This is a genomic window from Pseudomonas sp. GV105, assembly GCF_003058185.1.
Lineage (GTDB): Bacteria > Pseudomonadota > Gammaproteobacteria > Pseudomonadales > Pseudomonadaceae > Aquipseudomonas > Aquipseudomonas veronii.
In genome coordinates, this window is sequence record NZ_QBUF01000002.1 from 410,566 (window position 1) to 434,306 (window position 23,741).

Consider the following 23,741-nt stretch of genomic DNA (forward strand, 5'->3'; position numbering starts at 1 on the left):
CATGAACGATCCGAAAGCAGCTCCCAAGTACGAGTCCATCGCCCTGCGCATCTTGTGGATGCTGGTGTTTGCCCTGGTGTGGCAAGTGGCGCAATTCCTGCTCGGTGCGTTGGTGGTGGTGCAACTGATTTACCGGCTGGTCTACGGCGCGCCGAACCTGGGCCTGATGAATTTTGGCGACAGCCTGAGCCAGTTCCTCGCGCAGATCGGCCGCTTCGGCAGTTTCCACACCGAGCAAAAGCCCTGGCCATTCGCCGACTGGCCGACGCCGCGTGCGCCGGAAGGCGAAGCCGCCCACAGCGTGCCGCCAGCACCGCACCCGGTGCGCGATGAAGAGCCAAAACTGTGAAACTGTGGATTTTGCGGCACGGTGAGGCCCAAGCGCATGCCCGCACCGATGCCGAGCGCGAGCTGACCGAGCATGGCCGCGCCGAAGTCTTGCGCAGCGCGGCGCACCTGATCGGCCAGCCCATCAGCGCGATCATTGCCAGCCCGTATGTACGGGCGCAGCAGACCGCGCAGTTGGTGCGTGAAGCGCTGGGCTTCGTGCCGGACATCCGCACCGTGCCCTGGCTGACACCGGACGGCAATCCGCAGCAGGTGCTGGAAAAGCTCGACACGGATGAGAATGTGCTGCTGGTCAGCCATCAGCCGCTGGTCGGCAGCCTGATCAGCTTTTTGCAGCATGGTCATCAGCGTCAACCGCTGCCGATGTACACCGCCAGCCTGGCGGAGTTGGAGGGGGAATGCCCGCTGGCGGGGCTGATGAGCCTGGTCAGTGTGAAACACCCGTAGGCGCTTTCACTGCTTTGTGTGTGCTATATAGTCAGCCGAGCAAGTGCTTGGTTGGCTATCATCGGACCACAAAGGAGCGCGTCCCATGCCCGTCGCTTTTCGTTTGCCGTTGCAGGTCTTCTTCGAACGTGAAGCGCGGCATCCGCGCAAACCCTTCCTGGTGCAGCCCGTCGGCGGCGACGAGGTACAGACCCTCACTTGGGCCGAGGTCGGCCACCAGGCCCGCTGCGCCGCGCATTGGCTGCGTGCGAGGGAACTGCCCCAGGGTTCGCACGTAGCCCTGATCTCGAAAAATTGCGCGCACTGGATCATCGCCGACCTGGCCATCTGGATGGCCGGGCATGTCTCGGTGCCGCTCTATCCCAACCTCACCGCCGATTCCGTCGCCCATGTGCTGAAGCACTCCGAGGCGGCGCTGGTGTTCATCGGCAAGCTCGATGACTGGCCCGCCATGGCGCCCGGGGTTCCGGCCGACGTGCCCACCATCGGCCTGCCGCTGTGTCCGGCGGGCGACTTGGATTTCAGCTGGGCCGAGCTGCAAGCCTGTTCACCGATCCAGGATCAGCCGCTACCTGCCGCGTCGGATCTGGCCACCATCATCTACACCTCCGGCACCACCGGCCTGCCCAAGGGCGTGATGCATAGCTTCGGCGCCCTGGGCTTTGCCGCCACTGGTGGCACCGAATTGTTCGGCCTGGGGGAGGGTGACCGGCTGCTGTCGTACCTGCCCTTGTGCCATGTGGCGGAGCGGATGTTTGTGGAATTGGCGGCGATCTATACCGGGCAAACCGTGTATTTCGCCGAAAGCCTTGAGACTTTTCTGAGGGACCTGCGTCGGGCACGGCCGACGGCGCTGTTCGGGGTGCCGCGTATCTGGACCAAATTCCAGATGGGCGTCTACGGCAAGATCCCGGCGACGCGCCTGGAGCGCCTGTTGCGGCTGCCCTTTATCGGCAAACGCGTGGGCCGCAAGGTGCTGGCCGGCCTGGGCCTGGACGCGCTACGCATTGCGCTGTCCGGCGCGGCGCCGGTGCCCGAAGCCTTGTTGCGCTGGTATCAGCGCCTGGGCCTGGATGTGCTGGAGGTGTACGGCATGACCGAGAGTTGCGGCTATTCCCATGTGTGTCGCCCCGGCCAGCAGACAATCGGCTGGATCGGCCTGCCGTGCCCGGGCGTTGAAGTGCGTATCGACCCGCTCGGCGAAGTGCAGGTGCGCAGTGGCGCGACCATGCTCGGTTACTTCAAGGACCCGGAAAAAACCGCCGAAACCCTCACCCCGGACGGCTTCCTGCGCACCGGCGACAAGGGCGAGCAGGACGCCGAGGGCCGTCTGCGCCTGACCGGGCGTCTCAAGGAAATCTTCAATACCAGCAAGGGCAAGTACGTGGCCCCGGCGCCAATCGAAAACCGCCTGGCCGAACATGCGCGGATCGAACAGGTGTGTGTGGTCGGCGACGGCCTGCCTGCGCCGATGGGCCTGTGCGTGCTGTCGGCGGCGGGCCCGGCGGATGCGCGCCAGGCCTTGCACGGCAGCCTTGAACGCTGGCTGGAGCAGGTCAACGCGGCGTTGGACAAGCATGAGCGCCTGCGTCAATTGGTGGTGGTGAAAGACAGTTGGGCGGTGGAAAACGGCTTCCTGACACCGACCTTGAAGATCAGGCGCAATGTCATCGAATCGACCTACGGCCCACAGTTTCAGGTGTGGAGCGAGCGCACCGAAGTCATTCTGTGGCAGGATTAGGGTCATCATAAAACCAATAGGGACAACGGTATGAGCCTGTGGCGCACCCAACCCAATATCGAACAACTCAACGCTCTGCAGAAAAACACCATCGGTGAAGTGCTGGACATTCGCTTCGAAAGTTTCGACGAAGAATCCCTGACCGCCAGCATGGTGGTCGATCAGCGTACCCATCAGCCCTACGGCCTGCTGCACGGCGGCGCGTCGGTCGTGCTGGCCGAAAGCGTCGGCTCCATGGCGGCCTACCTGTGCATCGATGCGAGCAAGTTCTATTGCGTCGGCCTCGAGGTCAACGCCAACCACCTGCGCGGGGTGCGCAGCGGGCGGGTGACGGCGGTGGCGAGGGCGATTCATATCGGCCGCACCACCCAGGTGTGGGACATCCGCCTGACCAACGATGATGGCAAGTCCAGCTGCGTCTCGCGCCTGACCATGGCCGTAGTGCCCCTGGGCGAGAACCCGCCGGCGCGATAGGCGTGGCGAGAGTGTCATCATTCCTGGCGGTTACGGTCATTGCCGTAACGGTCGGGCGTGGTGACAATCAATGTCTGTTTTTATAGATGGAACCGGTATGTCGCAGCACGTGTTTTTTGCCCACGCCAATGGCTTCCCTTCGGCTACCTACGGCAAGTTGTTTGCCGGCCTGGCCCCGGAATATACCGTCGCGCACCTGCCGCAGCACGGCCACGATCCACGGTTTCCGGTGGACGACAACTGGCAGAACCTGGTGGACGAACTGATCCACCATCTGCAACAGCAGCCCGAGCCGGTGTGGGGCGTGGGCCATTCCCTGGGCGGCGTGTTGCATTTGCACGCGGCCATGCGCTGCCCGCAGTTGTATCGCGGCGTGGTGATGCTCGACTCGCCGGTGCTGACCCGTGCCGACCGCTGGGTGATCCGCGCCGCCAAGCGCTTTGGTTTTATCGACCGCCTCACCCCGGCCGGGCGCACCCTGGGCCGCCGTGAAGAATTCGCCGACCTGGACGCCGCGCGCAGTTACTTCGCCGGCAAGACCCTGTTTCGCGGCTTCGACCCGGAATGCTTCGACGCTTACCTGCAACATGGCCTGTATCAGGTCGGCGATCGCCTGCGCCTGCGTTTCGATCCGGCCACTGAAATCAGTATCTACCGGGGCGTGCCCCACACCAGCCCGGGCCAGGTGCGCCAGTTGAAAGTGCCGCTGGCGGTGGTGCGCGGGCGCCAGAGCCGGGTGGTGATGCGCCACCACGCCAGCGGCGTCGGGCGCCTGCCCATGGGAGAAATGCTCACCATGCCCGGCGGCCACATGTTCCCCCTCGAACGCCCCCAGGACACCGCGACCTTGCTCAAGCAGCTGTTCGCCCGTTGGGAAGCCCGCGAGCGCAGTTGCGCATGAGTACACCGGTCGAAGAAGTGCGCCTGAGCCTGCCGCATATCGAATTGGCCGCGCATCTGTTCGGTCCCGAAGACGGTCTGCCGGTGATCGCCTTGCATGGCTGGCTGGACAACGCCAACAGCTTCGCGCGGTTGGCGCCGAAACTGCAGGGCATGCGTATCGTCGCCCTCGACATGGCCGGCCACGGGCATTCGGCGCATCGTCCGACGGGGGCCGGTTATGCCTTGTGGGATTACGTCCACGATGTGCTGCAGGTCGCCGAACAACTGGGCTGGAAACGTTTTGCATTACTTGGCCATTCCCTCGGCGCCATCGTCTCCCTGGTATTGGCCGGTGCCTTGCCGGAGCGGGTGACGCACCTGGGTTTGATCGACGGTGTGATCCCGCCGACCGCCTCCGGCGAGAACGCCGCCGAACGCCTGGGCATGGCGTTGCAGGCGCAATTGAACCTGCAGGGCAAGCGCAAGCCGGTCTACAGCAACCTTGATCGCGCCGTCGAAGCGCGGATGAAGGGGCTGGTGGCCGTCAGCCGCGAAGCCGCTGAACTGCTGGCCCAGCGCGGTTTGATGCCGGTGCCGGGCGGTTACACCTGGCGAACGGACAGCCGCTTGACCCTGGCATCGCCGATGCGTCTGACCGACGAGCAAGCCATGGCTTTCGTGTGCCGCGTAGGTTGCCCTACTCAACTGGTGGTGGCCGCTGACGGCATGCTGGCGAGACATCCCGAATTGCTTTCCCAGCTACCGTTTACCGTGACGACCCTGCCCGGTGGCCATCATTTGCACTTGAATGACGAGGCGGGCGCGGTCCTTGTTGCAGACTGTTTCAATCGGTTCTTCTCTGCACCTTGACTTGGCGCGGTCAACTGCCGAGGCTGGGCGGATTGAAAGGGAGTCAACCATGAACGATCTCAACACCGATCTTGAAACTGCTGCGACCTCCGATGGCCAGGGCTCAACTATCCGATGAGCGTGCGTAAAGGCTGTATCCGTGCCCTCGGGCTGTGTGTGTTCAGCCCGTTGGTGTTCGCCGCCGATGTTCCGGGTAGCCAGGACTTGCCCGCCGTGGCCCGTCAGGTCGACGCGCAAATCGTCGATTATCGTCCCGCCGAAGAAAAAGAGCGCATCTACCCCATGGGCGCGATCCGCAAGATCAGCGGCCAGTTGCGTTACGAAGCCCAGGCCACCGCGCGCGGCCAGGCCACCGCCATCACCTATGAACTGCCCGCCGAGCACACCTCCAGCGCTGCGTTCACCGCCACGCGCGAAGCGCTGCAGCAGCAGGGCGCGCAGCTGTTGTTCTGGTGCCAGGCCCGTGACTGCGGTGAAAGCAGCCTGTGGGCCAATGAAGTGTTCGGTAATGCCAAGTTGGTCGGCGCCGATGGCCAGCAGGAATACCTGCTGTTGCGTCTGGCCGCCCCGCAGGACAATTCCCTGGTGGCGTTGTACGGCATCACCCGCGGCAATCGCCGGGCTTACCTGCATGTCGAACAGATCGATGCCGGCACCCCGCTTGGGGAGCTGCTGCCGACCTCAGCCACGCTGTTGCGCGAACTCAAAAGCACTGGCGAGCTGGATTTCCCGGCTTTGGGGACGGACCCCGATGCCACCTGGTTGACCCTGATTTCCCGCGGTTTGAACCTCGACACCACCCTGCGTGTCAGTTTGACCGGCCCCCATGCCGAAGCGTGGCGCCAGGCCCTGATTGACAAGGGCGTGCGGGCCGCACGCTTGGAAACCGGTACCGAGCCAGCCAAAGGCCTGCACCTGCATCTGATACGCTGACCGAAACAGGGCGAACGGACCCGCGCCGTTCGCCTAAACTGACTGCCTTCAGCCTTTTCCTAGAGAAACTCCATGCTCAATAACGATCGCCTGCTGGTGCAAATCCTGCTGCTGGTGCTGTTCGGTGCCAGCTTCTGGGTGATGGCGCCGTTCTGGTCGGCGCTGTTCTGGGGGGCGGTGCTGGCGTTTGCCAGTTGGCCGCTGATGGTGTTGCTGACCCGCTGGCTGGGCGGCCGCGAATCCCTGGCCGCTGGCATCCTGACCTTGGGCTGGATGCTGCTGGTGGCGGTGCCGCTGGTATGGCTGGGGTTCAACCTCGCGGACCATGTGCGCGACGCGGTGACGTTGATCAAGGATATTCAGGTCGACGGTTTGCCGGCGGCACCGGCCTGGTTGGGGTCGATTCCCTTTGTCGGAGAACGGCTGGTGGCGATGTGGGACAGCATCGACCAGCAGGGCGCGGCGCTGATGGTCAGCCTCAAGCCGTACCTGGGGCAGGTGGGCAACTGGCTGCTGGCGCGCAGCGCGCAGATCGGCGGCGGCATCCTGGAACTGACCCTCAGCCTGGTGTTCGTGTTCTTTTTCTACCGTGACGGGCCGCGCCTGGCGATGTTCGTCCACCGCCTGCTGGAGCGCTTGATCGGCGAACGTGCCGGTTACTACATCGAACTGGTGGCCGGCACCGTGCAGCGCGTGGTCAATGGCGTGATCGGTACGGCCGCCGCCCAGGCCGTGCTCGCGCTGATCGGCTTCCTGATCGCCGGGGTGCCGGGCGCGCTGGTGCTGGGTATCGTCACGTTCCTGCTCAGCCTGATCCCCATGGGGCCGCCGCTGGTGTGGATTCCGGCCACGGCCTGGCTGGCGTGGAAGGGCGATTACACCTACGCAGTGTTCCTCGGCGTGTGGGGCACGTTCATCATCAGCGGCGTGGACAACGTGCTCAAGCCGTACCTGATCAGCCGTGGCGGCAACCTGCCGCTGGTGATCGTGTTGCTCGGGGTATTCGGCGGCCTGATCGCGTTTGGCTTCATCGGCCTGTTTATCGGCCCGACCTTGCTCGCCGTGGCGTACAGCCTGCTGATGGATTGGAGCGCGACCCAGGCCCAGAGCCGCCGCGAAGACGAACCGCTGTAGCTGAGTGGCCAAGATTTATGGGGGAGTTGGACGGCGTTGGCCGTCAGGCGCGGGGCAACCACATCACGGCAGTCAACCCACCGCCCGGGGTTTCCTCGAGGCTCAACCGTCCGCCCAGGCGTTCCACCGCGTCCTTGGCGATGGTCATGCCCAGGCCCACGCCGCCGGAGTTGCGGTTGCGCGAGCCTTCCAGCCGATAGAACGGTTCGAACACCGCCTCGCGCTTGTCGGCGGCAATCCCGGGGCCGTGGTCAATCACGCGGATGGTCAGGGCCTCGCGGCTGTCCTCCAGTTCCACGCGCGCGCTGCCGGCGTAGCGCAAGGCGTTGTCGATCAGGTTGTTGAGGCATGAACGCAACGCCATCGGCTGCACCTGCAAAGGCGCACAGGTGCCGGCACATTGCACATTGGAACCTTGGTCCTGGGCGTTCTCACTGATCGACTCCACCAGCGCCTGCACATCCAGCCAGTGCCGGCTTTCGCTGGTGCGTTGTTCGTGCAGGTAGCTCAAGGTGGCGTCGAGCATGCCGATCATGTCGTTCAGGTCCTGGCGCATCTGGCCTTGCAGCTTGGCGTCTTCGATCTGCTCCAGGCGCAGCTTGAGGCGCGACAGCGGGGTGCGCAGGTCATGGGAGACCGCGCCGAGCATGCGCGCGCGCTGACCGACTTGTTCGCGAATACGTTTTTGCATCAGGTTGAAGGTTGACGCGGCCTGCTGGGCTTCCCGGGGGCCCGATTCGTCGAGAGGCGGGCTGTCGAGGTCCAGGCTCAAGCGCTCGGCGGCCTCACTCAGGCGCTGGATCGGCCGGCTCAACAATTTGGCGCCATACCAGGCGGCGATGATCAACGAGAAAAACTGAAACGTCAGCGGCACCACCGGGCCGCCAAACCATGGGCGAGGGCGTTTAGGCAGCGGCCTCATCGTGCCGTCCGGTTGCTCGACGAAGGTGTCCTTGCGCGGCGGAGGAGGCGGGTCATAGTGGTGGAACCAGAAAAATGCCAACGCATGGGCCAGTACAATCGCCAACAGCAACACACCGAACAAGCGGCCGAACAGCGTGTTGAGGGCGTTGCGCATCAGCCGATATCCCGTGCGTCGAACAGATAGCCTTCACCGCGCACGGTCTTGATCAACTGCGGTGCTTTGGGGTCATCGCCCAGCTTCTGGCGCAGGCGCGAGACGAGCAGGTCAATGCTGCGATCGAAGGCCTCGATGGAACGACCGCGGGCCGCATCCAGCAACTGTTCGCGGCTCAACACCCGGCGCGGCCGCTCGATAAACACCCATAGCAGGCGGAACTCGGCGTTGGACAGCGGCACCACCAGGCCATCGTCGGCCACCAATTGGCGCAACACGCTGTTGAGCCGCCAGTTATCGAAGCGGATATTGGCGCGCTGCTCGGTGCGGTCGTCGCGCACCCGGCGCAGGATGGTCTGGATGCGCGCCACCAATTCACGCGGCTCGAACGGCTTGGACATATAGTCGTCGGCGCCCAGTTCCAGGCCGATGATGCGGTCGGTGGGTTCGCAGCGGGCGGTGAGCATCAGGATCGGAATGTCCGACTCGGCGCGTAGCCAGCGGCACAGTGACAGGCCGTCTTCGCCCGGCAGCATCAGGTCGAGCACCACCACATCAAAGGTTTCGGCTTGCATCGCCACGCGCATCGCGGTGCCGTCGGTGACGCCGGTGGCGAGAATGTTAAAGCGTGCCAGGTAGTCGATCAGCAGTTCGCGGATCGGCACATCGTCGTCGACAATCAGCGCGCGGGTGTTCCAGCGCTTTTCATCGGCGCTCACCGCGTTTTTTTGCTCGTCGTTCAGCGGGACGGAAGTATGCATAGTGCGATCATCTGCCTGGTGGTAGCGGTCAGCATAGGCGCCCAGCCCCATGGCTGGTAGTGCTGGTCGGTGGGTCGTGCGGGCGAGGCTAGCGGTAGGGCGTGTTGAGGGCATGTCGTGAATGTATCTGCTTTGATACAAATGGCCGAAAGGTCCGCCTGAGTGCGCTTGGTCAGTATTTACCGATCATCGGATCCCGCAACGGCGTCGCTTGCGCTACAATTCGCGCCGATTTCGACTTGCCTGAGAGCCCATTCCAATGTCCGTCTGCCAGACTCCTATCATCGTCGCCCTGGATTACCCCACCCGTGACGCCGCACTGAAGCTGGCTGACCAGTTGGACCCGAAGCTGTGTCGGGTCAAGGTCGGCAAGGAACTGTTCACCAGTTGCGCCGCGGACATCGTCGGCACGCTGCGTGACAAAGGTTTCGAGGTGTTCCTCGACCTGAAATTCCACGACATCCCCAACACCACCGCGATGGCGGTCAAGGCTGCCGCCGAAATGGGCGTGTGGATGGTCAATGTACACTGCTCCGGCGGCCTGCGCATGATGGCCGCCTGCCGTGAAGTGTTGGAACAGCGCAGCGGCCCTAAACCCTTGCTGATCGGTGTGACCGTGCTGACCAGCATGGAGCGCGAAGACCTGGCCGCGATCGGCCTGGATATCGAACCTCAGGAGCAAGTGCTGCGCCTGGCGGCCCTGGCGCAAAAAGCCGGCCTCGATGGCTTGGTCTGTTCAGCGCTGGAAGCCCGGGCGCTCAAGACCGCCCACCCGTCGCTGCAATTGGTCACCCCGGGGATTCGCCCGGCGGGCAGCGCCCAGGATGACCAGCGCCGTATCCTCACGCCGCGTCAGGCCCTGGACGCCGGCTCGGACTACCTGGTGATCGGCCGCCCGATCAGCCAGGCGGCGGACCCGGCCAAGGCATTGGCGGCAGTGGTCGCCGAGATCGCCTGATCGATCACCGATCAACCATGTGGGAAGGGGGCAAGCCCCCTCCCACATTGACATCTGCTGTGTATCAGCTGACTTTGAGCACCAGCTTGCCGAAGTTCTCCCCGTTGAACAGCTTCATCAGCGTCTCCGGGAACGTCTCCAGTCCTTCCACAATGTCTTCCTTGCTCTTGAGCTTGCCCTGCGCCATCCAGCCGGCCATTTCCTGCCCGGCGGCGGCAAAGTTCGCCGCGTGATCCATCACCACGAAGCCTTCCATGCGTGCGCGATTGACCAGCAATGACAGGTAGTTGGCCGGGCCTTTTACCGCGTCCTTGTTGTTGTACTGGCTGATCGCACCGCAGATCACTACGCGGGCTTTCAACGCCAGGCGGCTGAGCACGGCGTCGAGAATGTCGCCGCCGACGTTATCGAAATACACATCCACGCCCTTGGGGCACTCGCGCTTGAGCGCGGCGGGCAGGTCTTCGTGTTTGTAATCGATGGCGGCGTCGAAGCCCAGTTCATCCACCAGGAACTTGCACTTGTCGGCGCCACCGGCAATGCCCACCACGCGGCAGCCTTTGATCTTGGCGATCTGCCCGGCAATGCTGCCCACCGCCCCGGCCGCGCCGGAGATCACCACGGTTTCGCCGGCCTTGGGTGCGCCGGTCTCGAGCAGGGCGAAGTAGGCGGTCATGCCGGTCATGCCCAGCGCCGACAGGTAGCGCGGCAGGGGCGCAAGCGTGGGGTCGACCTTGTAGAAACCACGCGGCTCGCCGAGGAAGTAATCCTGCACCCCCAGGGCGCCGTTCACGTAGTCCCCGACGGCGAATTTAGGGGTGTTCGAGGCGATTACCTTGCCTACACCCAGCGCCCGCATCACTTCGCCGATGCCGACGGGCGGAATGTAGGATTTGCCCTCATTCATCCAGCCGCGCATGGCCGGGTCGAGGGACAGGTATTCGTTGCGCACCAGCACCTGCCCATCCTGTGGCGTGCCCACCGGCACTTCCTGGTAGGTGAAGGTCTCCCGCGTGGCCGCGCCGACCGGGCGTTTGGCGAGCAGGAACTGGCGGTTGGTCTGGGCAGTCATGGCAAGGACTCTTGAGAAATGAAGCCTGATTGATAGACCCATAATGGCCTGCGAGCAAGGTCGGCCGAGGGCTGCGAATGCTTGGCGATAGGCTTCGATGATAGTCAGCCGGGCGGTCTTATCATTGTGATTCATGCAGCGCTAACCGGCCTTCTGATAGTGCTGACGCGCCCGTGTCGGGCTTGGCTAGACTCGGCCCACGGCTATCTCTCCCATAGGACATCCCCCATGAGCATGACGTTTTCCGGCCAGGTCGCCCTGGTCACCGGCGCCGCCGCCGGTATTGGCCGCGCCACCGCGCTGGCGTTTGCCGCCGAAGGTTTGAAGGTAGTGGTTGCCGACCTCGACGTAGCGGGCGGCGAAGGCACTGTCGCGCTGATCCGCGAGGCCGGTGGCGAGGCGCAGTTCGTGCGCTGCAACGTCACCCTGGAAGCCGATGTGCAGCAATTGATGGCGCAGACCATTGCCGCGTATGGCCGCCTGGACTACGCCTTTAACAACGCCGGGATCGAGATCGAGAAAGGCAAGCTGGCGGACGGCACCCTCGATGAGTTCGACGCGATCATGGGCGTCAACGTCAAGGGCGTGTGGTTGTGCATGAAGTACCAATTGCCGTTGCTGCTGGCCCAGGGCGCTGGTGCGATCGTCAACACCGCGTCGGTGGCGGGGCTGGGCGCTGCGCCGAAGATGAGCATCTATGCCGCGTCCAAGCACGCGGTGATCGGCCTGACCAAATCGGCGGCCATCGAGTACGCGAAAAAGAACATCCGCGTCAACGCGGTATGCCCGGCCGTGATCGACACCGACATGTTCCGCCGTGCCTATGAAGCTGACCCGCGCAAAGCCGAATTCGCCGCGGCCATGCACCCGGTCGGGCGCATCGGCAAGGTCGAGGAAATCGCCAGTGCGGTGTTGTACCTGTGCAGTGACGGTGCGGCGTTCACCACCGGCCACGCCCTGGCAGTGGACGGCGGCGCCACCGCGATCTAGGACTCCAAGCCGCACCTCATTCGAAAAAGTTTGAGGTGCTGTGGGGCATTTCCATAGCTGGCAAAACGCCGTGATCCAATGTGTATCAGGAGGTAAATAAGTCAATAAAATCAATACTTTAGTTACTGTTGGCGACCGGTTGGAGCGGGCTTCTGTGCTTAACTGTTTTGGGTTGAATAACAGATAGTTAAGTGAGTGGCTCATGGATTTAGGGATCGATCGACAAGCCCTTGTACCGGTGGTGCAGCAAATCGTCAGCGCGGTGGCGGAATGGATTCGCAAGAGCGGGGTCAGCCCCGGTACACGCTTGCCGTCCATCCGCCAACTGGCCCTCGACAACCTGCTCAGCCAGTCCAGCGTGATCGAGGCATTCGAGCGCATGGAGGCCCAGGGCCTGCTGACCTCGAAGCAGGGCTCCGGGTTTGTGGTGGCGCAGCCGCCAGTGGCTCAGGAACGCCACTGGTATGAAGGCGCGGAGCGAGAGTGGGGCGCTTTCACCGACAGCCCGTTGGGCGAGTTGAAACTCGGCTGCGGTTGGCTGCCGGACGCCTGGCGCGAAAGCGATGACATCAGCTACGCGATCCGCGAAGTCAGCCGCATCGATACCGGCGGCCTGTTCAACTACAGCACGCCACTGGGGCTGCCGGCGCTGCGCGAGCAACTGCTCAAGCGCCTGACCCAGATTCACGTGGCCACCAGCCTCGACCGCATTCTCACCACCCATGGCGCCAGCCATGCCCAGGACCTGCTGATCCGCACCTTGCTCAAGGCCGGCGACACGGTGGTCGTGGAAACCCCCGGTTATGGCAACCTCTTTCGTCAGTTGGCCTTCCACGGCGTCACGCTGCTGGAAGTGCCGCGTACCCAGGGCGGCCCGGACGTCCCGGCGCTGGAAGCCCTGCTGCGCTGCCATCGTCCCAAGTGCCTGTTTATCAACAGCCTGTATCACAACCCCACCGGCACCAGCCTGTGCCGCAAGGTGGCCGAGCGTTTGCTGGCGCTGGCGCACAGCGAAGACTTTCTGATCATCGAAGAAGATGTCTACGCCGACCTGCAACACGCCAGTTGCACGCGGCTCTCGGCGCTGCCCCATGATGACCGGGTGATCTATGTCTCGAGTTTTTCCAAGACCCTCAGCAGTGCCCTGCGCGTCGGCTACCTCAGCGCCAGTTCGCCGATCATTGCGCAATTGGTACACCTCAAGACACTCACCGGCATCGGCACCTCGCGTTTTGCCGAAGCGGTGATGGCCACGTTGCTGGCCAACGGCACCTATCGCAAATGGGTGCAGCGCCTGCGCAAACGCCTGAACGCGCAAATGGCCGCGACCTTGCAGGTGCTGGAGGATGAGGAATGGCAGGTGTTCGCCGTGCCCGCCGGCGGCATGTTTGTCTGGGCGCGGCCTCGCATGGCCGACCGTTCACGCTTGCAGGCGTGTGCGCGGCAACTCGGCGTGTTGATGTCGCCGGGGGCGCTGTTCAGCCCCACGGGTGAACACAGCGAGTGGCAGCGCATCAATGTGGCCTATGCTGCTGATCAGCGGGCCCTGGCGTTGTTCCGCGCCGCGGGGCCCGCCAGATCGACCTCGACCATTCTGAAAACGACGAGTGTGTAGCTTTTTGCCATTATTGTGGCGCCAACGACTTGTGTTCAGGGCCTTGGGGTTGCGAATCTCGCTGCTGGGAAACCGGACTTGATGGCATCCGCCATTGCAAGAGGATTCAAGTGCAATGATTTCGGCCGTGCAACGACGTTTCGCCAACCTCGGTATGGCGAAAAAACTGGGTTTGGGCTTCAGCCTGGTGCTGCTGTTGACTGCGTTGGTCGCAGCGATTGGCGTGTGGTCCCTGCAAACCGTTGGCCTGCGTTTCGAGGGCCTCAAGAGCATGTCTTCGCTCAACAGCGGGCTGCTCAAGGTGCGTTTGATCGAGCAGGACTACGCGCTGCACGCCGACCCCAAGTCCGTCGACGCCCTGCATGAGCAAGTCGACGCCTTGGCCGCCCTGGCCGCCAGCCTCAAGGCCGAGTCTGCGACCAACGTGCCGTTGATGACCGAGGTCGAGCAGGCCCTGGCGGCTTACCGCAAGGCGTTCGATGAGTTCGTCGAACTGACCCAGACCAAGGACCTGGCACTGGAAATGGCCAGTTGGTCGGTGTCCAGCGTGGCCAATAACCTCGATGTGTTGCAGGCCGGCCTGGCCGACGATGGCGCCTATGGCCTCAAGGAAAGCCAGGGCAAGGAGGGCGCCGAGTTTATCGAGCAGGCGGGGCAGGTCAGCCAGGTTTCGCGGTTGATGCTGCAAGCCATGAACGAGGCCCATGTGCGCCTCGATCAGAGCCGCAAAGGGCAGGAAGACAACGCCGAACAAGGCAAGATCGAACAGGCCGAGCAGGCGCTGGCCCAGGTCGAATTACTGAAGACCTCGGTCAAGGACGCCGGTTACCAGACGGTGCTCAATGAGGTCGGCGGGCATATCGCTGCGTTCAATGAAAAGCTCGGCGAATACACCGGCCTGCTGGCCCAGGAAAAAGTGGTCTACAAACAATTGCATGATCGCGCCGACCAAGTGGTCGGCCGCGTCGACCAGGCGTATGCCGCCGAAGATCAGTCGATGCAGGCGCAGTTGAAGAAAAGCGCGCTGCTGATCATCGGCTCTTCGGCCCTGGCGCTGTTGATGGGCTTGATTGCGGCCTGGGTGATTACCCGGTTGATCGTCGCGCCGCTGCGCCGGGTGATCGCGGTGGCCCAGCAGATCGCAGCCGGTGATTTGAGCGGGCGCATGGACGTCAGCCGCCGCGATGAAATCGGCCAGTTGATGCAGGCGATGCAACAGATGGGCAGCGGCTTGAGCGATATGGTCAGCAGGCTGCAAGCGGGCATCGAGCAATTGGCCAGTTCGGCGCATTCGCTGTCCAGCGTCACCGAGCAGACCAACATCGAGGTCAGCAGCCAGAAGGAAGAAACCGAGCAGGTCGCCACGGCGATGAACCAGATGACCGCCACGGTCCACGATGTGGCGCGCAACGCCGAAGAGGCCGCACAGGCTGCGCAGACCGCCGATGACAAAGTCGACAGCGGCCAGCAGGTGGTGCGCCAGAGTTTGCAGCGCATCGAACAGCTGGCCACGTCCAGCACCAGCGCGAGCGCCAGCATCGACAGCCTCAGCAGCGAAATCCAGAACATCGGCAGCGTGTTGAGCGTGATCAAAAGCGTGGCCGAACAGACCAACCTGCTGGCGCTCAACGCAGCCATCGAGGCCGCGCGCGCCGGTGAGCAAGGCCGTGGTTTTGCGGTGGTGGCCGATGAAGTGCGGGCGCTGGCCAAGCGCACCCAGCAATCGACCGAGGAGATCGAGCGCCTGGTCGGCACCTTGCGCAGCGCGGCGCAAGCGTCGGTGCAGCAGATCCAGCAGAGCGGCGAGTTGGTGAAGCTGGCCGTCAGCGATGCGCTGGAAACCGAAAGCGCGCTGGGCAGCATTGCGGTCGCGGTGTCATTGATCCAACAAATGAATCAGCAGATTGCGGCGGCGGCCGAGCAACAGAGCTCGGTGGCCGAAGAGATCAACCGCAGCGTCACCAGCATTCGCGCGAGTGCCGATCAATCGGCGTTGAGCATGCAAGGCAATGCCGCGTCGAGTATTGCGCTGGCGCGGTTGGGCGCGGAACTCAAGGGCATGGTGGGGCACTTCCGCCTTTGATCGCCGCCGCCGGGCCGCGATCAAAGGGCCGGGGCGCGATCAGGCGTGGTTGGCGAGGAAGGTCAGCAGCGCTTCATTGACGAAGTCCGGGTTCTCGCGGCTGGAGATATGCCCGGCGTCGGGAATCAGGCTCAGGCCGCAGCCGATCAGGCTGGCCATCTGCTCGGACTCGGCGGGTGGGCGAGGCGTGTCCTGTTCGCCGCACAGCACCAGGGTGGTGTCGGCGTCCAGGCGTGACAACTGCTCCAGCACATCTGCGCGGCTGAAGATCAGCCGGCCCAGGGGCACGACGCTGTCCAGCAGGCGCGCCGTGGGGTAGCCCTGCAAGACTTTGCGGAAATCCTGGTACAGCGCCGATGCGCGGTCGATACCCGGGCGGAAAAAGATCGGCGCGACCACATCCAGCAGCGGCTCGGGGATGGCGCCGGCGTCTTCGATCATCTTGAACAGCGAAAAGTAGTGTTGGCGCGTGGCCTCGGGTTCGGCGCCGAGGTAGGTGTCCATCAGCACCAGGCTGTTGACCCGCTCGGGCGCCAGCAGGGCCAGGCGTGCGCCCCACATGCCGCCGACCGACAAACCCACCAGATTGACCTGGGCAATCTGCAATTGGTCGAGCAGTGCCAGGGCCTGGCGCGCCAGGTCGTCCAGGGAGCGCGTGTGCGCCGGCAGCGGCCCGGACTCGCCGTGGCCCCACAGTTCGGGGACGATCACGCGGTATTGCTGCGACAGCGCTTCGATCTGCGGTGCCCACATGGCGCGGTCCCACAGGTAACTCGAACCCAGCAGGACGACCGGGCCGCGGCCCTGGTCAACATAGTGCAGCGGTTGTCCATCAATCACGGCGACAGGCATAGCGGGCCTCTAACTTCACGGAGTGAGGGGGACTTTTGTACGCGAGTCGGCGGCGAGGGGATAGATGCTAAATGATGGCATGTGGCGAGGAGCGCTCGCCACATGGGGTGGGGGAGGTCAGTCGTAGATGACTTTTTTCTTCCATTCGGCATCGGTGTCGGCGACTTTCAGGCCTTCGGTCAGTTCGTTGACTTCATCTTCCGCCGGTTTGCTGTTGGTCAGCACCGTGGAGTTGGCGCGCGCCAATTGACTCTCCAGCAATTGCAGTTGCTCTCTGTAGATCGCCGGCTCAGGCTGTTTGCGCAGGTACTGCACGCCGCGCTCGAAGGCCAGGCGCGCCTGGCCCGGCTGGTTCTGTTGCAGGGCATGCTGGCCGAGGTTGTTGAAGAACTCGATGTGCAGCAGGACCAGGATGTGGCGAATCTCCCTGATCCAGTGCTTGGCTTCATTGGCCGGCAGGAAACCGTCCTGGGCGGCGCGGGTGACCTGGCCGTGCAGGGCTTCGAGCAGGAAGCGCACGTCCTTGGCCTTGGCTTCGGTCTGGATCGGGCCGGGCGGGTTGTTGACCGGGATCGATTCGCCCTGGGCCACCAGCGCATTCAGTTCGGCGATCCGCGCCTTGAGCGGTGCGCTGGACTTGTTGAGGTGCAACAAGCGCTGGTTGACGTTGAGTTCCAGGCGGGTCAGCAGCAGCTTGAGTGCCGGAGTCATCAACTGGCCGGGGAAGGTCTCGGTGATTTCACCACAGCGACGCAGCCGGTCATTAAGCTCGATCACGGTGCGTTGCTTTTCCAGTTTGTTGTTTTCCACCACATGGTTCATATAGCCAATGGCGATCAGTATTGCGATCCCGGCTATTACCAGCAGGGTGATCATGAGTGGTGTCACCGGTGCGACCTCTTTATAGGGTTTGCTGTGGAGTGTAGTGACTGAGACATCTGCCGGATAGGACTGTTCGACCAGTTGCCCAGGTAGTTTCTTCTATATACGTAAGCATTCCCTGCGTAGATGCACAATGCCATCAGTTGCTGAGCGAACTATAGCGTCTTGTCGGGCGCCAGAATATAGGCGTCAAGGCGCGGACGCGCAGAATGCCCGCACGGGCCTGGAAAGGGGGGCGAAGTCATTGATTTAAATAAATTTATCCTGGGGGGTTGACGACCTTTCAATCCATCCATAGAATGCGCGCCACTTGCAGCGTAAAGCACACAGCGAAACGCGGCAGGGAGTGAATGTTGTACGTGTGTCCCCTTCGTCTAGTGGCCTAGGACACCGCCCTTTCACGGCGGTAACAGGGGTTCGAGTCCCCTAGGGGACGCCAATGCGGGAATAGCTCAGTTGGTAGAGCACGACCTTGCCAAGGTCGGGGTCGCGAGTTCGAGTCTCGTTTCCCGCTCCATTTTTAAGCAGTGTTGCCTTCGGGCGGCATTGAGTGAAACCAGGACCAAGTCTTCGGACGAGGCCTCTGGGCACTGAAATACACACCATGTGTTTCAGTAGCGTGTCCCCTTCGTCTAGTGGCCTAGGACACCGCCCTTTCACGGCGGTAACAGGGGTTCGAGTCCCCTAGGGGACGCCATTTGCGGGAATAGCTCAGTTGGTAGAGCACGACCTTGCCAAGGTCGGGGTCGCGAGTTCGAGTCTCGTTTCCCGCTCCAATTTTTGATTCGCAGTGTCCATGGGCCTGGGAGTCAGCGAAAAAAAGACGCTTCGGCGTCTTTTTTCGTTTCTGCGATAAATCAAATATTGCATCTGCTGAGGGTGGCTTGAGCGCTTCGGGCTATCCGGCACACCTCAACCGCACCTGCACAAAAAACAATGCCCTCCATAGAGGAGGGCATCGGTTTGAGGTTGGCTGCATCAGTCCCGTCAGCTAGCGTCCATGCCGTTCAATCGGACACGAGCGTGTGCGCGCAGCGTTCGGGCTTGATGGAAACGGCCTAGAGCTTTTTCGCCATGTCGCGCAGCATGAACTTCTGGATCTTGCCTGTCGACGTCTTCGGCAACTGTGTGAACACCACCGTGCGTGGCACCTTGAAGCCCGCCAGGTGTTCGCGACAGAAGCTGATGATGTCGGCTTCGCGGACGTTCTGGTGGTCGGCCTTGAGGGTGACGAAGGCGCACGGCGTTTCACCCCATTTTTCATCGGGGCGGGCGACGACCGCGGCTTCGAGGATTGCCGGGTGGCGGTACAGCACACCTTCGAGTTCGATGGTGGAGATGTTCTCGCCGCCGGAGATGATGATGTCCTTGAGCCGGTCGCGGATTTCGACATAGCCGTCAGGATGGGTCACCGCCAGGTCGCCGGTGTGGAACCAGCCGCCTTCGAACGCTTCGGCGGTTGCCGTCGGGTTCTTCAGATAGCCTTTCATCACCGTGTTGCCCCGCATGAAAATCTCACCGATGGTGTGGCCATCATGGGGGGTGGGTTCGAGGGTTTTCGGGTCGGCGACCATCACGCCTTCCAGGGTCGGGTAGCGCACGCCCTGGCGCGCCTTGATCTGGGCGCGTTCTTCCAGGGGCAGCTCATCCCATTCCGAGTGCCAGGCGCACAGGGTCACTGGGCCGTACACTTCGGTCAGGCCGTAGACGTGGATCACCTTGATGCCCATTTCTTCCACGGCGCCGATCACCTTGGCGGGTGGCGCCGCGCCGGCGACCATCGCGTTCACCGGGTGGTCGATGGCAGCCTTGGCCGAGTCGGGCATGTTCACCAGGGCGTTGAGCACGATTGGCGCGCCACACAAGTGGGTGACCTGATGCTCGCGGATCAGGTTGAGGATTCTCTGTGGGTCGACGCGGCGCAGAAACACATGGACCCCGGCCAAGGCCGTGATGATCCACGGGTAGCACCAGCCGTTGCAGTGGAACATCGGCAGCGTCCACAGGTACACCGGGTGGTTGCCGATCGCCCAGATCATTTGGTTGCCCAGGGAGTTCAGGTAGGCCCCGCGGTGGTGGTAGACCACACCCTTGGGGTTGCCGGTCGTGCCCGAGGTGTAGTTCAGCGAGATGGCTTGCCATTCGTCTGCAGGCCACTGCCAGGCGAAATCCGGATCGCCCTCTGCGAGAAACGCCTCGTAGTCCAGGTCGCTGACCGGCTGGCCTTCGCCGTATTCCGGGTCGTCGACGTCGATGACCAGCGGCGGATGGTCAAGCATGCCGATGGCCGCATGCACCACATCGTGGAACTCACGGTCGGCGATCAGTACCTTGGCTTCGCCATGCGCGAGCATGAAGGCGATGGCCTCGGCATCCAGGCGCACGTTGAGGGCATTGAGTACCGCGCCAATCATCGGCACGCCAAAATGCGCTTCGAGCATGGCCGGGATGTTGGGCAGCATGACGGCCACGGTGTCGTTTTTGCCGATCCCGCGACCGGCCAGGGCCGAGGCCAGGCGCCGGCAACGGCTGTAGGTTTGCGCCCAGGTGGCGCGTATCGATCCGTGGATCACGGCAGGGTAATCGGGATAAACGCTGGCAGTGCGTTCAATGAAGCTTAAAGGCGAAAGAGCAATGTGATTAACGCTGGTCGGCTCGAGGCCTTGGTCGAAAATGGACATGGTGCGGATACCCGGTGGCTGATTATTAGCTCTATTGTTCGAGACGCTGGTAACGGCAGTTAAGCTGACGGTGCCGGCCTTGAGGCTTTATCGTTGGCACGCCGGTCCCTGCGGGAAAAGCTCAATGACTTCTCCGGCGGCTTTTATATACTGTCCGCGCAGATATATGGAAGTACTACCTGTGTTGTATAGTATATGTACTATATCTTGATGAAACGCTTCCGCTGACCTCGACGTTCCCCTCCCTGTATAGGTTCCATGATGATCGGCAACTCCGTGCGCTTGACAGGCGGTTCGCCGCTGCTCAGGCATGACCCGCAGCCGAGTCTGCTGCTCGATGCCCAGGCTCGGCCGCTGGAGTTCAACGCCGCGCTGCTGGCGTTGCTTGAGCAGTTGTCCCTGGTCGATTGTATGAACCTGTTGCCGATCAATTGCTTGCCGCTGGTGCAGGCGTGCCTGGGGCAGCAGCGGGCGATCGAAAACGTCGAGGCACAGTTCGCCGAGCGCATTCTGGTGTGGACGTTCATTCCCGACCCGGGTGAAAACCGCGTGCTGGCGCGCTGCCGGGAAGCCAGCGCGCAGATTGTCGCCGAGCGCGAATCCACCAAGGCGCGGCGCCTGTATCGGCTGATCATCGAAAACACCACCGACCTGATTTCCCGGCACACCCCGGATGGCGCTTTTCTCGACGCTTCACCGGCTTCCTGGGCCTTGCTGGGCTATTGGCCGGGGGAATTGCGCGGGACTCGGGCACAGCGCCTGTTCCATCGGCAGGGCTTGGCGGGGTTGGTGCGGCGCGCCCGGGAGGGCCTGGAGCAGGACGGTTATTACACCATGACCTATCGCATCCGCCATCGCCAGGGCCATTACCTGTGGTTCGAAACCGCCTGCCGGGCGATCCGCGAGACCTACACCGGCGCGGTGGTGGAGGTGGTCAGCGTGTCCCGCGACATCACTGCCAGGGTCCAGGCCGAGGAAACCACCCTGACCGAACGCGAGCTGCGCGAGGCCCAGCAACGCCATCATCAGGACGAACTGGCGCACACCGCGCGCGTGGTGACCCTGGGTGAACTGGCATCGGGTATCGCCCATGAAATGAATCAGCCGCTGGCGGCGGTGGTCAATTACGCCAACGCCAGCCAGCGTTATCTGGCCGCAATGGGCAGCGATTCGCCGGCGGCCGAACGGGTGGCTCAAGGCCTGGAGCGGATCTCGGTGCATGCCAATCACGCCGCGCAAGTGATCAAGCGCTTGCGTGCGTTTCTGCGCAAGGGGCGCCGCCGCATGGAGGCGCTGAACCCCGGCGAGGTCGCCCGCGAAGCGGTGCGCCTGTGTGCCTGGGAGGCCAGCGATTGTCAGGTGACGATCGAGGATCGCCTGCCGGATAATCTGCCGCTGATTTACGCCGACCGGGTGTTGCTGGAACAGGTGCTGCTGAACCTGCTGCGCAATGCCATCGAGGCGAATCGCGAAGCCCATCCCGGCCAGCCCTCGCTCATCGTCATGAGTGCCTTGGCGCAGCGTGACGGGTGGGTGCAGATCGACGTGAGCGATCAGGGCCCCGGTGTCTCGCCGGCGCAGTTGGAACAGATATTCACGCCGTTCTATACCAGCAAGGCCAATGGCCTGGGCCTGGGCTTGTCCATGAGCCGCAGCATTATCGAAGGCTTCGGTGGCGAGTTGCAGGCCGAACCGATGCCGGTCGGGCTGCAAATGTGCTGCCGCTTGCCCACGCTCGCGCAGAGCGGCGCTCCACAATAAGAAGAGGAATCAAGCGATGGTGAGCGTGACGGAACAGGTGGTGTATGTGGTGGATGACGACCAGGGGATGCTCGACTCGACCGTCTGGTTGCTCGAATCGGTGGGCCTCAAGGCGCTGCCGTTTACCAGTGGCCGCGAGTTTCTCGACGCCTGCGACAGCCGCCTCAACGCCTGTGTGCTGCTGGATGTACGCATGCCGGGCATGGGCGGCCTGAATGTTCAGGAGCACATGCGCAGCCGTGATTTGCACCTGCCGGTGATTTTCGTCAGCGGCCACGCCGATGTGCCGATTGTGGTCCGCGCGTTCAAGGCCGGGGCGCATGACTTTATCGAGAAACCCTACAACGAACAGTTGCTGCTGGACAGTGTCCTGCAGGCCCTGAGCAAGGCCGATCATCGCCAGAGCCTCGGTGAAGGGCCGGCGCGGGTACAGGCGCGGCTGCAGCAACTCACGCCACGCGAGCGCGATGTATTGCTGCCGTTGGTGCAGGGTTATACCAACCGCGAAATCGCCGAGCAGTTGGGCGTCAGCGTCAAGACCATCGATCTGTATCGCGCGCGGGTCATGAAGCGCATGGCGGCCAGCCATTTGCCGGAGCTGGTAGGGATGGCGATTGCCGCCGGCCTGGTGGACCCCCTGCAATTGCGCTGATAGGCCTCAGGCCACGGCAATCTGCAGGCTCGGCCGGTCGCTGGCCCTTGTTGCCAGCACGCGCTCGATGGCGCCGGTCAGCAGGTTTTCCAGTAACTCGGTGCGTTCGGCATCATCCAGCGCCTGCCCGGCCAGCCAGCTCGGCGCATTGTTCAGCAGCGTGGCGATCGCGTGGCCGGCCGCTTGCAGGGCGTGGACACTCAGCCGCCGCGGTCGCCCGAGCATTTGCAGCAGTCGGCGCTCGTATTGTTCGCGCAACTGCCGGACCCGTAGCTGCTGGTCTTCCGTGAGGCAGCCGCAATCACGCTCCACCAGGCGGAAGTGCCATGGCATCTCTCGATGCAAATTCAGGTGGGCGTGGATCAGCCGTTGCAGGTTGTCCTGGCGTGAGCGCGGCCGTTGCTCGACGCGCCCCAGGGTGGTCAGCAGTTCTTCGTAGAACTCTTCGATCCAATCCAGCAGCAGGTGCTGCTTACTGGGGTAGTGGTGGTACAGCGAGCCCGGGGTCAACCCCAGGCTGCTGGCCAGCTCGCGCATGCCGACTTGACCGAAGCCTTTACTGGCGAGCAACTCCAGGGCCTTGTTGCGGTGTTCGCACAAGCGCGAGCGATACTCAGCCATAGGTATGGAAGCCGCGCCCGGTCTTGCGCCCCAGGTAACCGGCGGCCACCATTTCCTTGAGCAGCGGCGCGCTGCGGTATTTGCTGTCCTGGAAGCCCTCGTAGAACGCTTCGAGGATCGCCAGCAAGGTGTCCAGGCCGATCAGGTCGGCCAGGGCCAGCGGGCCGATCGGCTGGTTGCAGCCCAGGCACATGCCGGCGTCGATGTCTTCGGCGCTGGCCAGGCCTTCCTGGAACACCAGGATTGCTTCGTTGATCATCGGCACCAGAATCCGGTTGACCACGAAACCCGGGCGGTTGCCGGCGGTGATCGCAGTCTTGCCCAGGTGCTGCGCCAGCTCGATGGCCTGGGCGTGGGTCGTGTCGCTGGTCTGCAGGCCACGGATCACTTCGATCAGGCCCATCACCGGCACCGGGTTGAAAAAATGCAGGCCGATAAAGCGCTCGGGGGCGTTAACGCCGGCCGCCAGTTCGGTGATGGACAGCGAAGACGTATTGGAGGCAATCACGCATTGCTCATCGACATGAGCGGCGATCTGTTGCAGCACGCGCCGCTTCAGTTCGAGGTTTTCCGTGGCCGCCTCGATGACCCATTGGGCATTCGCCAGGCTGGCGTAGTCGGTGCTGGTGCGGATCTTGCCCAGCGCCGTATGCTTCTGGGGTTCGCTGAGGATGCCCTTGCTGACTTGGCGATCGAGGTTCTTGCCCACGGTGGCCAGGGCTTTTTCCAGGGCGCCGGCGGAGATGTCCAGCAAGGTCACGTTGATGCCGGCCACGGCGCAGATCTGGGCGATGCCGTTACCCATGGTGCCCGCGCCGATCACGCCGATATTCTGCAGATTCATCGTCAGTCTCTCTTCAATTGTGCGCTGCCGTCGCACGGCAGACATGCCTTGCAATACGGTCC

General features: G+C 63.1%; 22 protein-coding genes, 4 tRNA genes and 1 pseudogene. 19 read left to right on the top strand and 8 right to left on the bottom strand.

The window, feature by feature from the left end; genetic code table 11:
* The first annotated feature begins 1 nt into the window (after position 1).
* From C8K66_RS05625 to C8K66_RS05660, 8 genes are all read left to right on the top strand, one after another.
* Positions 2–349 carry a DUF4389 domain-containing protein gene (locus tag C8K66_RS05625; protein ID WP_017846785.1) on the top strand — a complete coding sequence of 116 codons (348 nt, stop codon included), beginning with the start codon at positions 2–4 and terminating at the stop codon, positions 347–349.
* Positions 346–795, top strand: coding sequence for a phosphohistidine phosphatase SixA (sixA, locus tag C8K66_RS05630; RefSeq protein WP_057003702.1), 450 nt, complete (start codon positions 346–348; stop codon positions 793–795). The genes C8K66_RS05625 and sixA overlap by 4 nt, the downstream gene beginning before the upstream one ends.
* 85 nt (positions 796–880) lie before the next feature.
* Positions 881–2,536 carry an AMP-binding protein gene (locus C8K66_RS05635; protein ID WP_108524433.1) on the top strand — a complete coding sequence of 552 codons (1,656 nt, stop codon included), beginning with the start codon at positions 881–883 and terminating at the stop codon, positions 2,534–2,536.
* Positions 2,537–2,566: 30 nt separating this feature from the next.
* Positions 2,567–3,010, top strand: coding sequence for a hotdog fold thioesterase (locus tag C8K66_RS05640; RefSeq protein ID WP_017846788.1), 444 nt, complete (start codon positions 2,567–2,569; stop codon positions 3,008–3,010).
* Between the two features lie 97 nt (positions 3,011–3,107).
* Complete coding sequence (locus tag C8K66_RS05645; RefSeq protein ID WP_017846789.1) at positions 3,108–3,911, top strand: alpha/beta fold hydrolase; 804 nt, start codon at positions 3,108–3,110, stop codon at positions 3,909–3,911.
* Positions 3,908–4,762 carry an alpha/beta hydrolase gene (locus C8K66_RS05650; RefSeq protein ID WP_046384185.1) on the top strand — a complete coding sequence of 285 codons (855 nt, stop codon included), beginning with the start codon at positions 3,908–3,910 and terminating at the stop codon, positions 4,760–4,762. The genes C8K66_RS05645 and C8K66_RS05650 overlap by 4 nt, the downstream gene beginning before the upstream one ends.
* Before the next feature lie 114 nt (positions 4,763–4,876).
* Positions 4,877–5,695, top strand: coding sequence for a DUF4892 domain-containing protein (locus C8K66_RS05655; protein WP_046486363.1), 819 nt, complete (start codon positions 4,877–4,879; stop codon positions 5,693–5,695).
* A 72-nt stretch (positions 5,696–5,767) separates the two neighbouring features.
* Positions 5,768–6,829 carry an AI-2E family transporter gene (locus C8K66_RS05660; RefSeq protein ID WP_046384183.1) on the top strand — a complete coding sequence of 354 codons (1,062 nt, stop codon included), beginning with the start codon at positions 5,768–5,770 and terminating at the stop codon, positions 6,827–6,829.
* 43 nt (positions 6,830–6,872) lie between these two features.
* Here C8K66_RS05660 and C8K66_RS05665 read toward each other — a convergent pair whose 3' ends face one another.
* Both C8K66_RS05665 and C8K66_RS05670 read right to left on the bottom strand, forming a co-directional pair.
* Positions 6,873–7,907: a HAMP domain-containing sensor histidine kinase gene (locus tag C8K66_RS05665; protein ID WP_046384182.1), complete on the bottom strand. Its 1,035-nt coding sequence runs from the start codon at positions 7,905–7,907 to the stop codon at positions 6,873–6,875.
* On the bottom strand, positions 7,907–8,668 hold the full coding sequence (locus C8K66_RS05670; RefSeq protein ID WP_046385333.1) for a response regulator: 762 nt from the start codon (positions 8,666–8,668) through the stop codon (positions 7,907–7,909). Before C8K66_RS05670 ends, C8K66_RS05665 begins: the two co-directional genes overlap by 1 nt.
* A 259-nt stretch (positions 8,669–8,927) precedes the next feature.
* Between C8K66_RS05670 and pyrF the strand changes: the two genes are divergently transcribed.
* The gene (pyrF, locus tag C8K66_RS05675) at positions 8,928–9,626 is read left to right on the top strand and encodes an orotidine-5'-phosphate decarboxylase (protein ID WP_017846795.1); all 699 of its coding nucleotides are present in this window, start codon (positions 8,928–8,930) and stop codon (positions 9,624–9,626) included.
* Positions 9,627–9,690: 64 nt separating this feature from the next.
* On the opposite strand, the gene C8K66_RS05680 is transcribed toward pyrF, so the two are convergent.
* The gene (locus C8K66_RS05680; RefSeq protein WP_046384181.1) at positions 9,691–10,698 is read right to left on the bottom strand and encodes an NADP-dependent oxidoreductase; all 1,008 of its coding nucleotides are present in this window, start codon (positions 10,696–10,698) and stop codon (positions 9,691–9,693) included.
* Positions 10,699–10,926: 228 nt separating this feature from the next.
* Between C8K66_RS05680 and C8K66_RS05685 the strand changes: the two genes are divergently transcribed.
* The 4 genes and pseudogenes from C8K66_RS05685 to C8K66_RS31545 all read left to right on the top strand — a co-directional run bounded on the left by C8K66_RS05685 (position 10,927) and on the right by C8K66_RS31545 (position 15,386).
* Entirely contained in the window at positions 10,927–11,688 is a 762-nt protein-coding gene (locus tag C8K66_RS05685) for an SDR family oxidoreductase (RefSeq protein WP_046384180.1), read from the top strand.
* A gap of 202 nt (positions 11,689–11,890) precedes the next feature.
* Positions 11,891–13,303, top strand: coding sequence for a PLP-dependent aminotransferase family protein (locus C8K66_RS05690; protein WP_046384179.1), 1,413 nt, complete (start codon positions 11,891–11,893; stop codon positions 13,301–13,303).
* A 1,060-nt stretch (positions 13,304–14,363) separates the two neighbouring features.
* Positions 14,364–14,525, top strand: a pseudogene (locus C8K66_RS31540) (HAMP domain-containing protein); the annotation flags it as partial.
* Positions 14,526–14,543: 18 nt separating this feature from the next.
* Positions 14,544–15,386: a methyl-accepting chemotaxis protein gene (locus C8K66_RS31545; RefSeq protein ID WP_371928132.1), complete on the top strand. Its 843-nt coding sequence runs from the start codon at positions 14,544–14,546 to the stop codon at positions 15,384–15,386.
* A 39-nt stretch (positions 15,387–15,425) separates the two neighbouring features.
* On the opposite strand, the gene C8K66_RS05700 is transcribed toward C8K66_RS31545, so the two are convergent.
* Both C8K66_RS05700 and C8K66_RS05705 read right to left on the bottom strand, forming a co-directional pair.
* Positions 15,426–16,238 (bottom strand): alpha/beta fold hydrolase, encoded by an 813-nt coding sequence (locus C8K66_RS05700; protein WP_108524434.1) that lies wholly within the window; start codon positions 16,236–16,238, stop codon positions 15,426–15,428.
* A 117-nt stretch (positions 16,239–16,355) separates the two neighbouring features.
* Positions 16,356–17,126: a hypothetical protein gene (locus C8K66_RS05705; RefSeq protein ID WP_046384177.1), complete on the bottom strand. Its 771-nt coding sequence runs from the start codon at positions 17,124–17,126 to the stop codon at positions 16,356–16,358.
* Positions 17,127–17,483: 357 nt separating this feature from the next.
* On the opposite strand from C8K66_RS05705, the gene C8K66_RS05710 reads away from it, so the two are divergent.
* The 4 genes from C8K66_RS05710 (at position 17,484) to C8K66_RS05725 (ending at position 17,896) form a co-directional block, all read left to right on the top strand.
* A tRNA-Glu gene (locus tag C8K66_RS05710) sits at positions 17,484–17,559 on the top strand.
* 2 nt (positions 17,560–17,561) lie between these two features.
* Positions 17,562–17,637 (top strand) — tRNA-Gly (locus tag C8K66_RS05715).
* Positions 17,638–17,741: 104 nt separating this feature from the next.
* Positions 17,742–17,817: transfer RNA gene (locus C8K66_RS05720), tRNA-Glu, on the top strand.
* A gap of 3 nt (positions 17,818–17,820) precedes the next feature.
* Positions 17,821–17,896, top strand: a tRNA-Gly gene (locus C8K66_RS05725).
* Positions 17,897–18,178: 282 nt separating this feature from the next.
* On the opposite strand, the gene C8K66_RS05730 is transcribed toward C8K66_RS05725, so the two are convergent.
* Positions 18,179–19,801, bottom strand: coding sequence for an acyl-CoA synthetase (locus C8K66_RS05730; protein ID WP_017846813.1), 1,623 nt, complete (start codon positions 19,799–19,801; stop codon positions 18,179–18,181).
* 261 nt (positions 19,802–20,062) lie between these two features.
* Here C8K66_RS05730 and C8K66_RS05735 point away from each other — a divergent pair, with 261 nt between their 5' ends.
* Positions 20,063–21,562: an ATP-binding protein gene (locus C8K66_RS05735; RefSeq protein WP_108524435.1), complete on the top strand. Its 1,500-nt coding sequence runs from the start codon at positions 20,063–20,065 to the stop codon at positions 21,560–21,562.
* A 16-nt stretch (positions 21,563–21,578) separates the two neighbouring features.
* Positions 21,579–22,214 carry a response regulator transcription factor gene (locus tag C8K66_RS05740; RefSeq protein WP_017846815.1) on the top strand — a complete coding sequence of 212 codons (636 nt, stop codon included), beginning with the start codon at positions 21,579–21,581 and terminating at the stop codon, positions 22,212–22,214.
* 6 nt (positions 22,215–22,220) lie between these two features.
* On the opposite strand, the gene C8K66_RS05745 is transcribed toward C8K66_RS05740, so the two are convergent.
* The gene (locus tag C8K66_RS05745) at positions 22,221–22,835 is read right to left on the bottom strand and encodes a TetR/AcrR family transcriptional regulator (protein WP_017846816.1); all 615 of its coding nucleotides are present in this window, start codon (positions 22,833–22,835) and stop codon (positions 22,221–22,223) included.
* Positions 22,828–23,679 (bottom strand): 3-hydroxybutyryl-CoA dehydrogenase, encoded by an 852-nt coding sequence (locus C8K66_RS05750; protein ID WP_017846817.1) that lies wholly within the window; start codon positions 23,677–23,679, stop codon positions 22,828–22,830. Before C8K66_RS05750 ends, C8K66_RS05745 begins: the two co-directional genes overlap by 8 nt.
* Between the last annotated feature and the right edge of the window lie 62 nt (positions 23,680–23,741).

Excerpts from the sequence above, each read along its gene's own strand:
- C8K66_RS05685 (WP_046384180.1), top strand. The coding sequence starts at position 10,927 with ATGAGCATGACGTTTTCCGGCCAGGTCGCCCTGGTCACCGGCGCCGCC.
- C8K66_RS05730 (WP_017846813.1), bottom strand. The coding sequence starts at position 19,801 with ATGTCCATTTTCGACCAAGGCCTCGAGCCGACCAGCGTTAATCACATT.
- C8K66_RS31545 (WP_371928132.1), top strand. The coding sequence starts at position 14,544 with ATGGTCAGCAGGCTGCAAGCGGGCATCGAGCAATTGGCCAGTTCGGCG.
- C8K66_RS05735 (WP_108524435.1), top strand. The coding sequence starts at position 20,063 with ATGATCGGCAACTCCGTGCGCTTGACAGGCGGTTCGCCGCTGCTCAGG.
- C8K66_RS05750 (WP_017846817.1), bottom strand. The coding sequence starts at position 23,679 with ATGAATCTGCAGAATATCGGCGTGATCGGCGCGGGCACCATGGGTAAC.
- C8K66_RS05650 (WP_046384185.1), top strand. The coding sequence starts at position 3,908 with ATGAGTACACCGGTCGAAGAAGTGCGCCTGAGCCTGCCGCATATCGAA.
- C8K66_RS05665 (WP_046384182.1), bottom strand. The coding sequence starts at position 7,907 with ATGCGCAACGCCCTCAACACGCTGTTCGGCCGCTTGTTCGGTGTGTTG.
- C8K66_RS05700 (WP_108524434.1), bottom strand. The coding sequence starts at position 16,238 with ATGCCTGTCGCCGTGATTGATGGACAACCGCTGCACTATGTTGACCAG.
- C8K66_RS05670 (WP_046385333.1), bottom strand. The coding sequence starts at position 8,668 with ATGCATACTTCCGTCCCGCTGAACGACGAGCAAAAAAACGCGGTGAGC.
- C8K66_RS05635 (WP_108524433.1), top strand. The coding sequence starts at position 881 with ATGCCCGTCGCTTTTCGTTTGCCGTTGCAGGTCTTCTTCGAACGTGAA.
- C8K66_RS05625 (WP_017846785.1), top strand. The coding sequence starts at position 2 with ATGAACGATCCGAAAGCAGCTCCCAAGTACGAGTCCATCGCCCTGCGC.
- C8K66_RS05745 (WP_017846816.1), bottom strand. The coding sequence starts at position 22,835 with ATGGCTGAGTATCGCTCGCGCTTGTGCGAACACCGCAACAAGGCCCTG.
- pyrF (WP_017846795.1), top strand. The coding sequence starts at position 8,928 with ATGTCCGTCTGCCAGACTCCTATCATCGTCGCCCTGGATTACCCCACC.
- C8K66_RS05680 (WP_046384181.1), bottom strand. The coding sequence starts at position 10,698 with ATGACTGCCCAGACCAACCGCCAGTTCCTGCTCGCCAAACGCCCGGTC.
- C8K66_RS05740 (WP_017846815.1), top strand. The coding sequence starts at position 21,579 with ATGGTGAGCGTGACGGAACAGGTGGTGTATGTGGTGGATGACGACCAG.
- C8K66_RS05645 (WP_017846789.1), top strand. The coding sequence starts at position 3,108 with ATGTCGCAGCACGTGTTTTTTGCCCACGCCAATGGCTTCCCTTCGGCT.
- C8K66_RS05655 (WP_046486363.1), top strand. The coding sequence starts at position 4,877 with ATGAGCGTGCGTAAAGGCTGTATCCGTGCCCTCGGGCTGTGTGTGTTC.
- C8K66_RS05660 (WP_046384183.1), top strand. The coding sequence starts at position 5,768 with ATGCTCAATAACGATCGCCTGCTGGTGCAAATCCTGCTGCTGGTGCTG.
- C8K66_RS05640 (WP_017846788.1), top strand. The coding sequence starts at position 2,567 with ATGAGCCTGTGGCGCACCCAACCCAATATCGAACAACTCAACGCTCTG.
- C8K66_RS05690 (WP_046384179.1), top strand. The coding sequence starts at position 11,891 with ATGGATTTAGGGATCGATCGACAAGCCCTTGTACCGGTGGTGCAGCAA.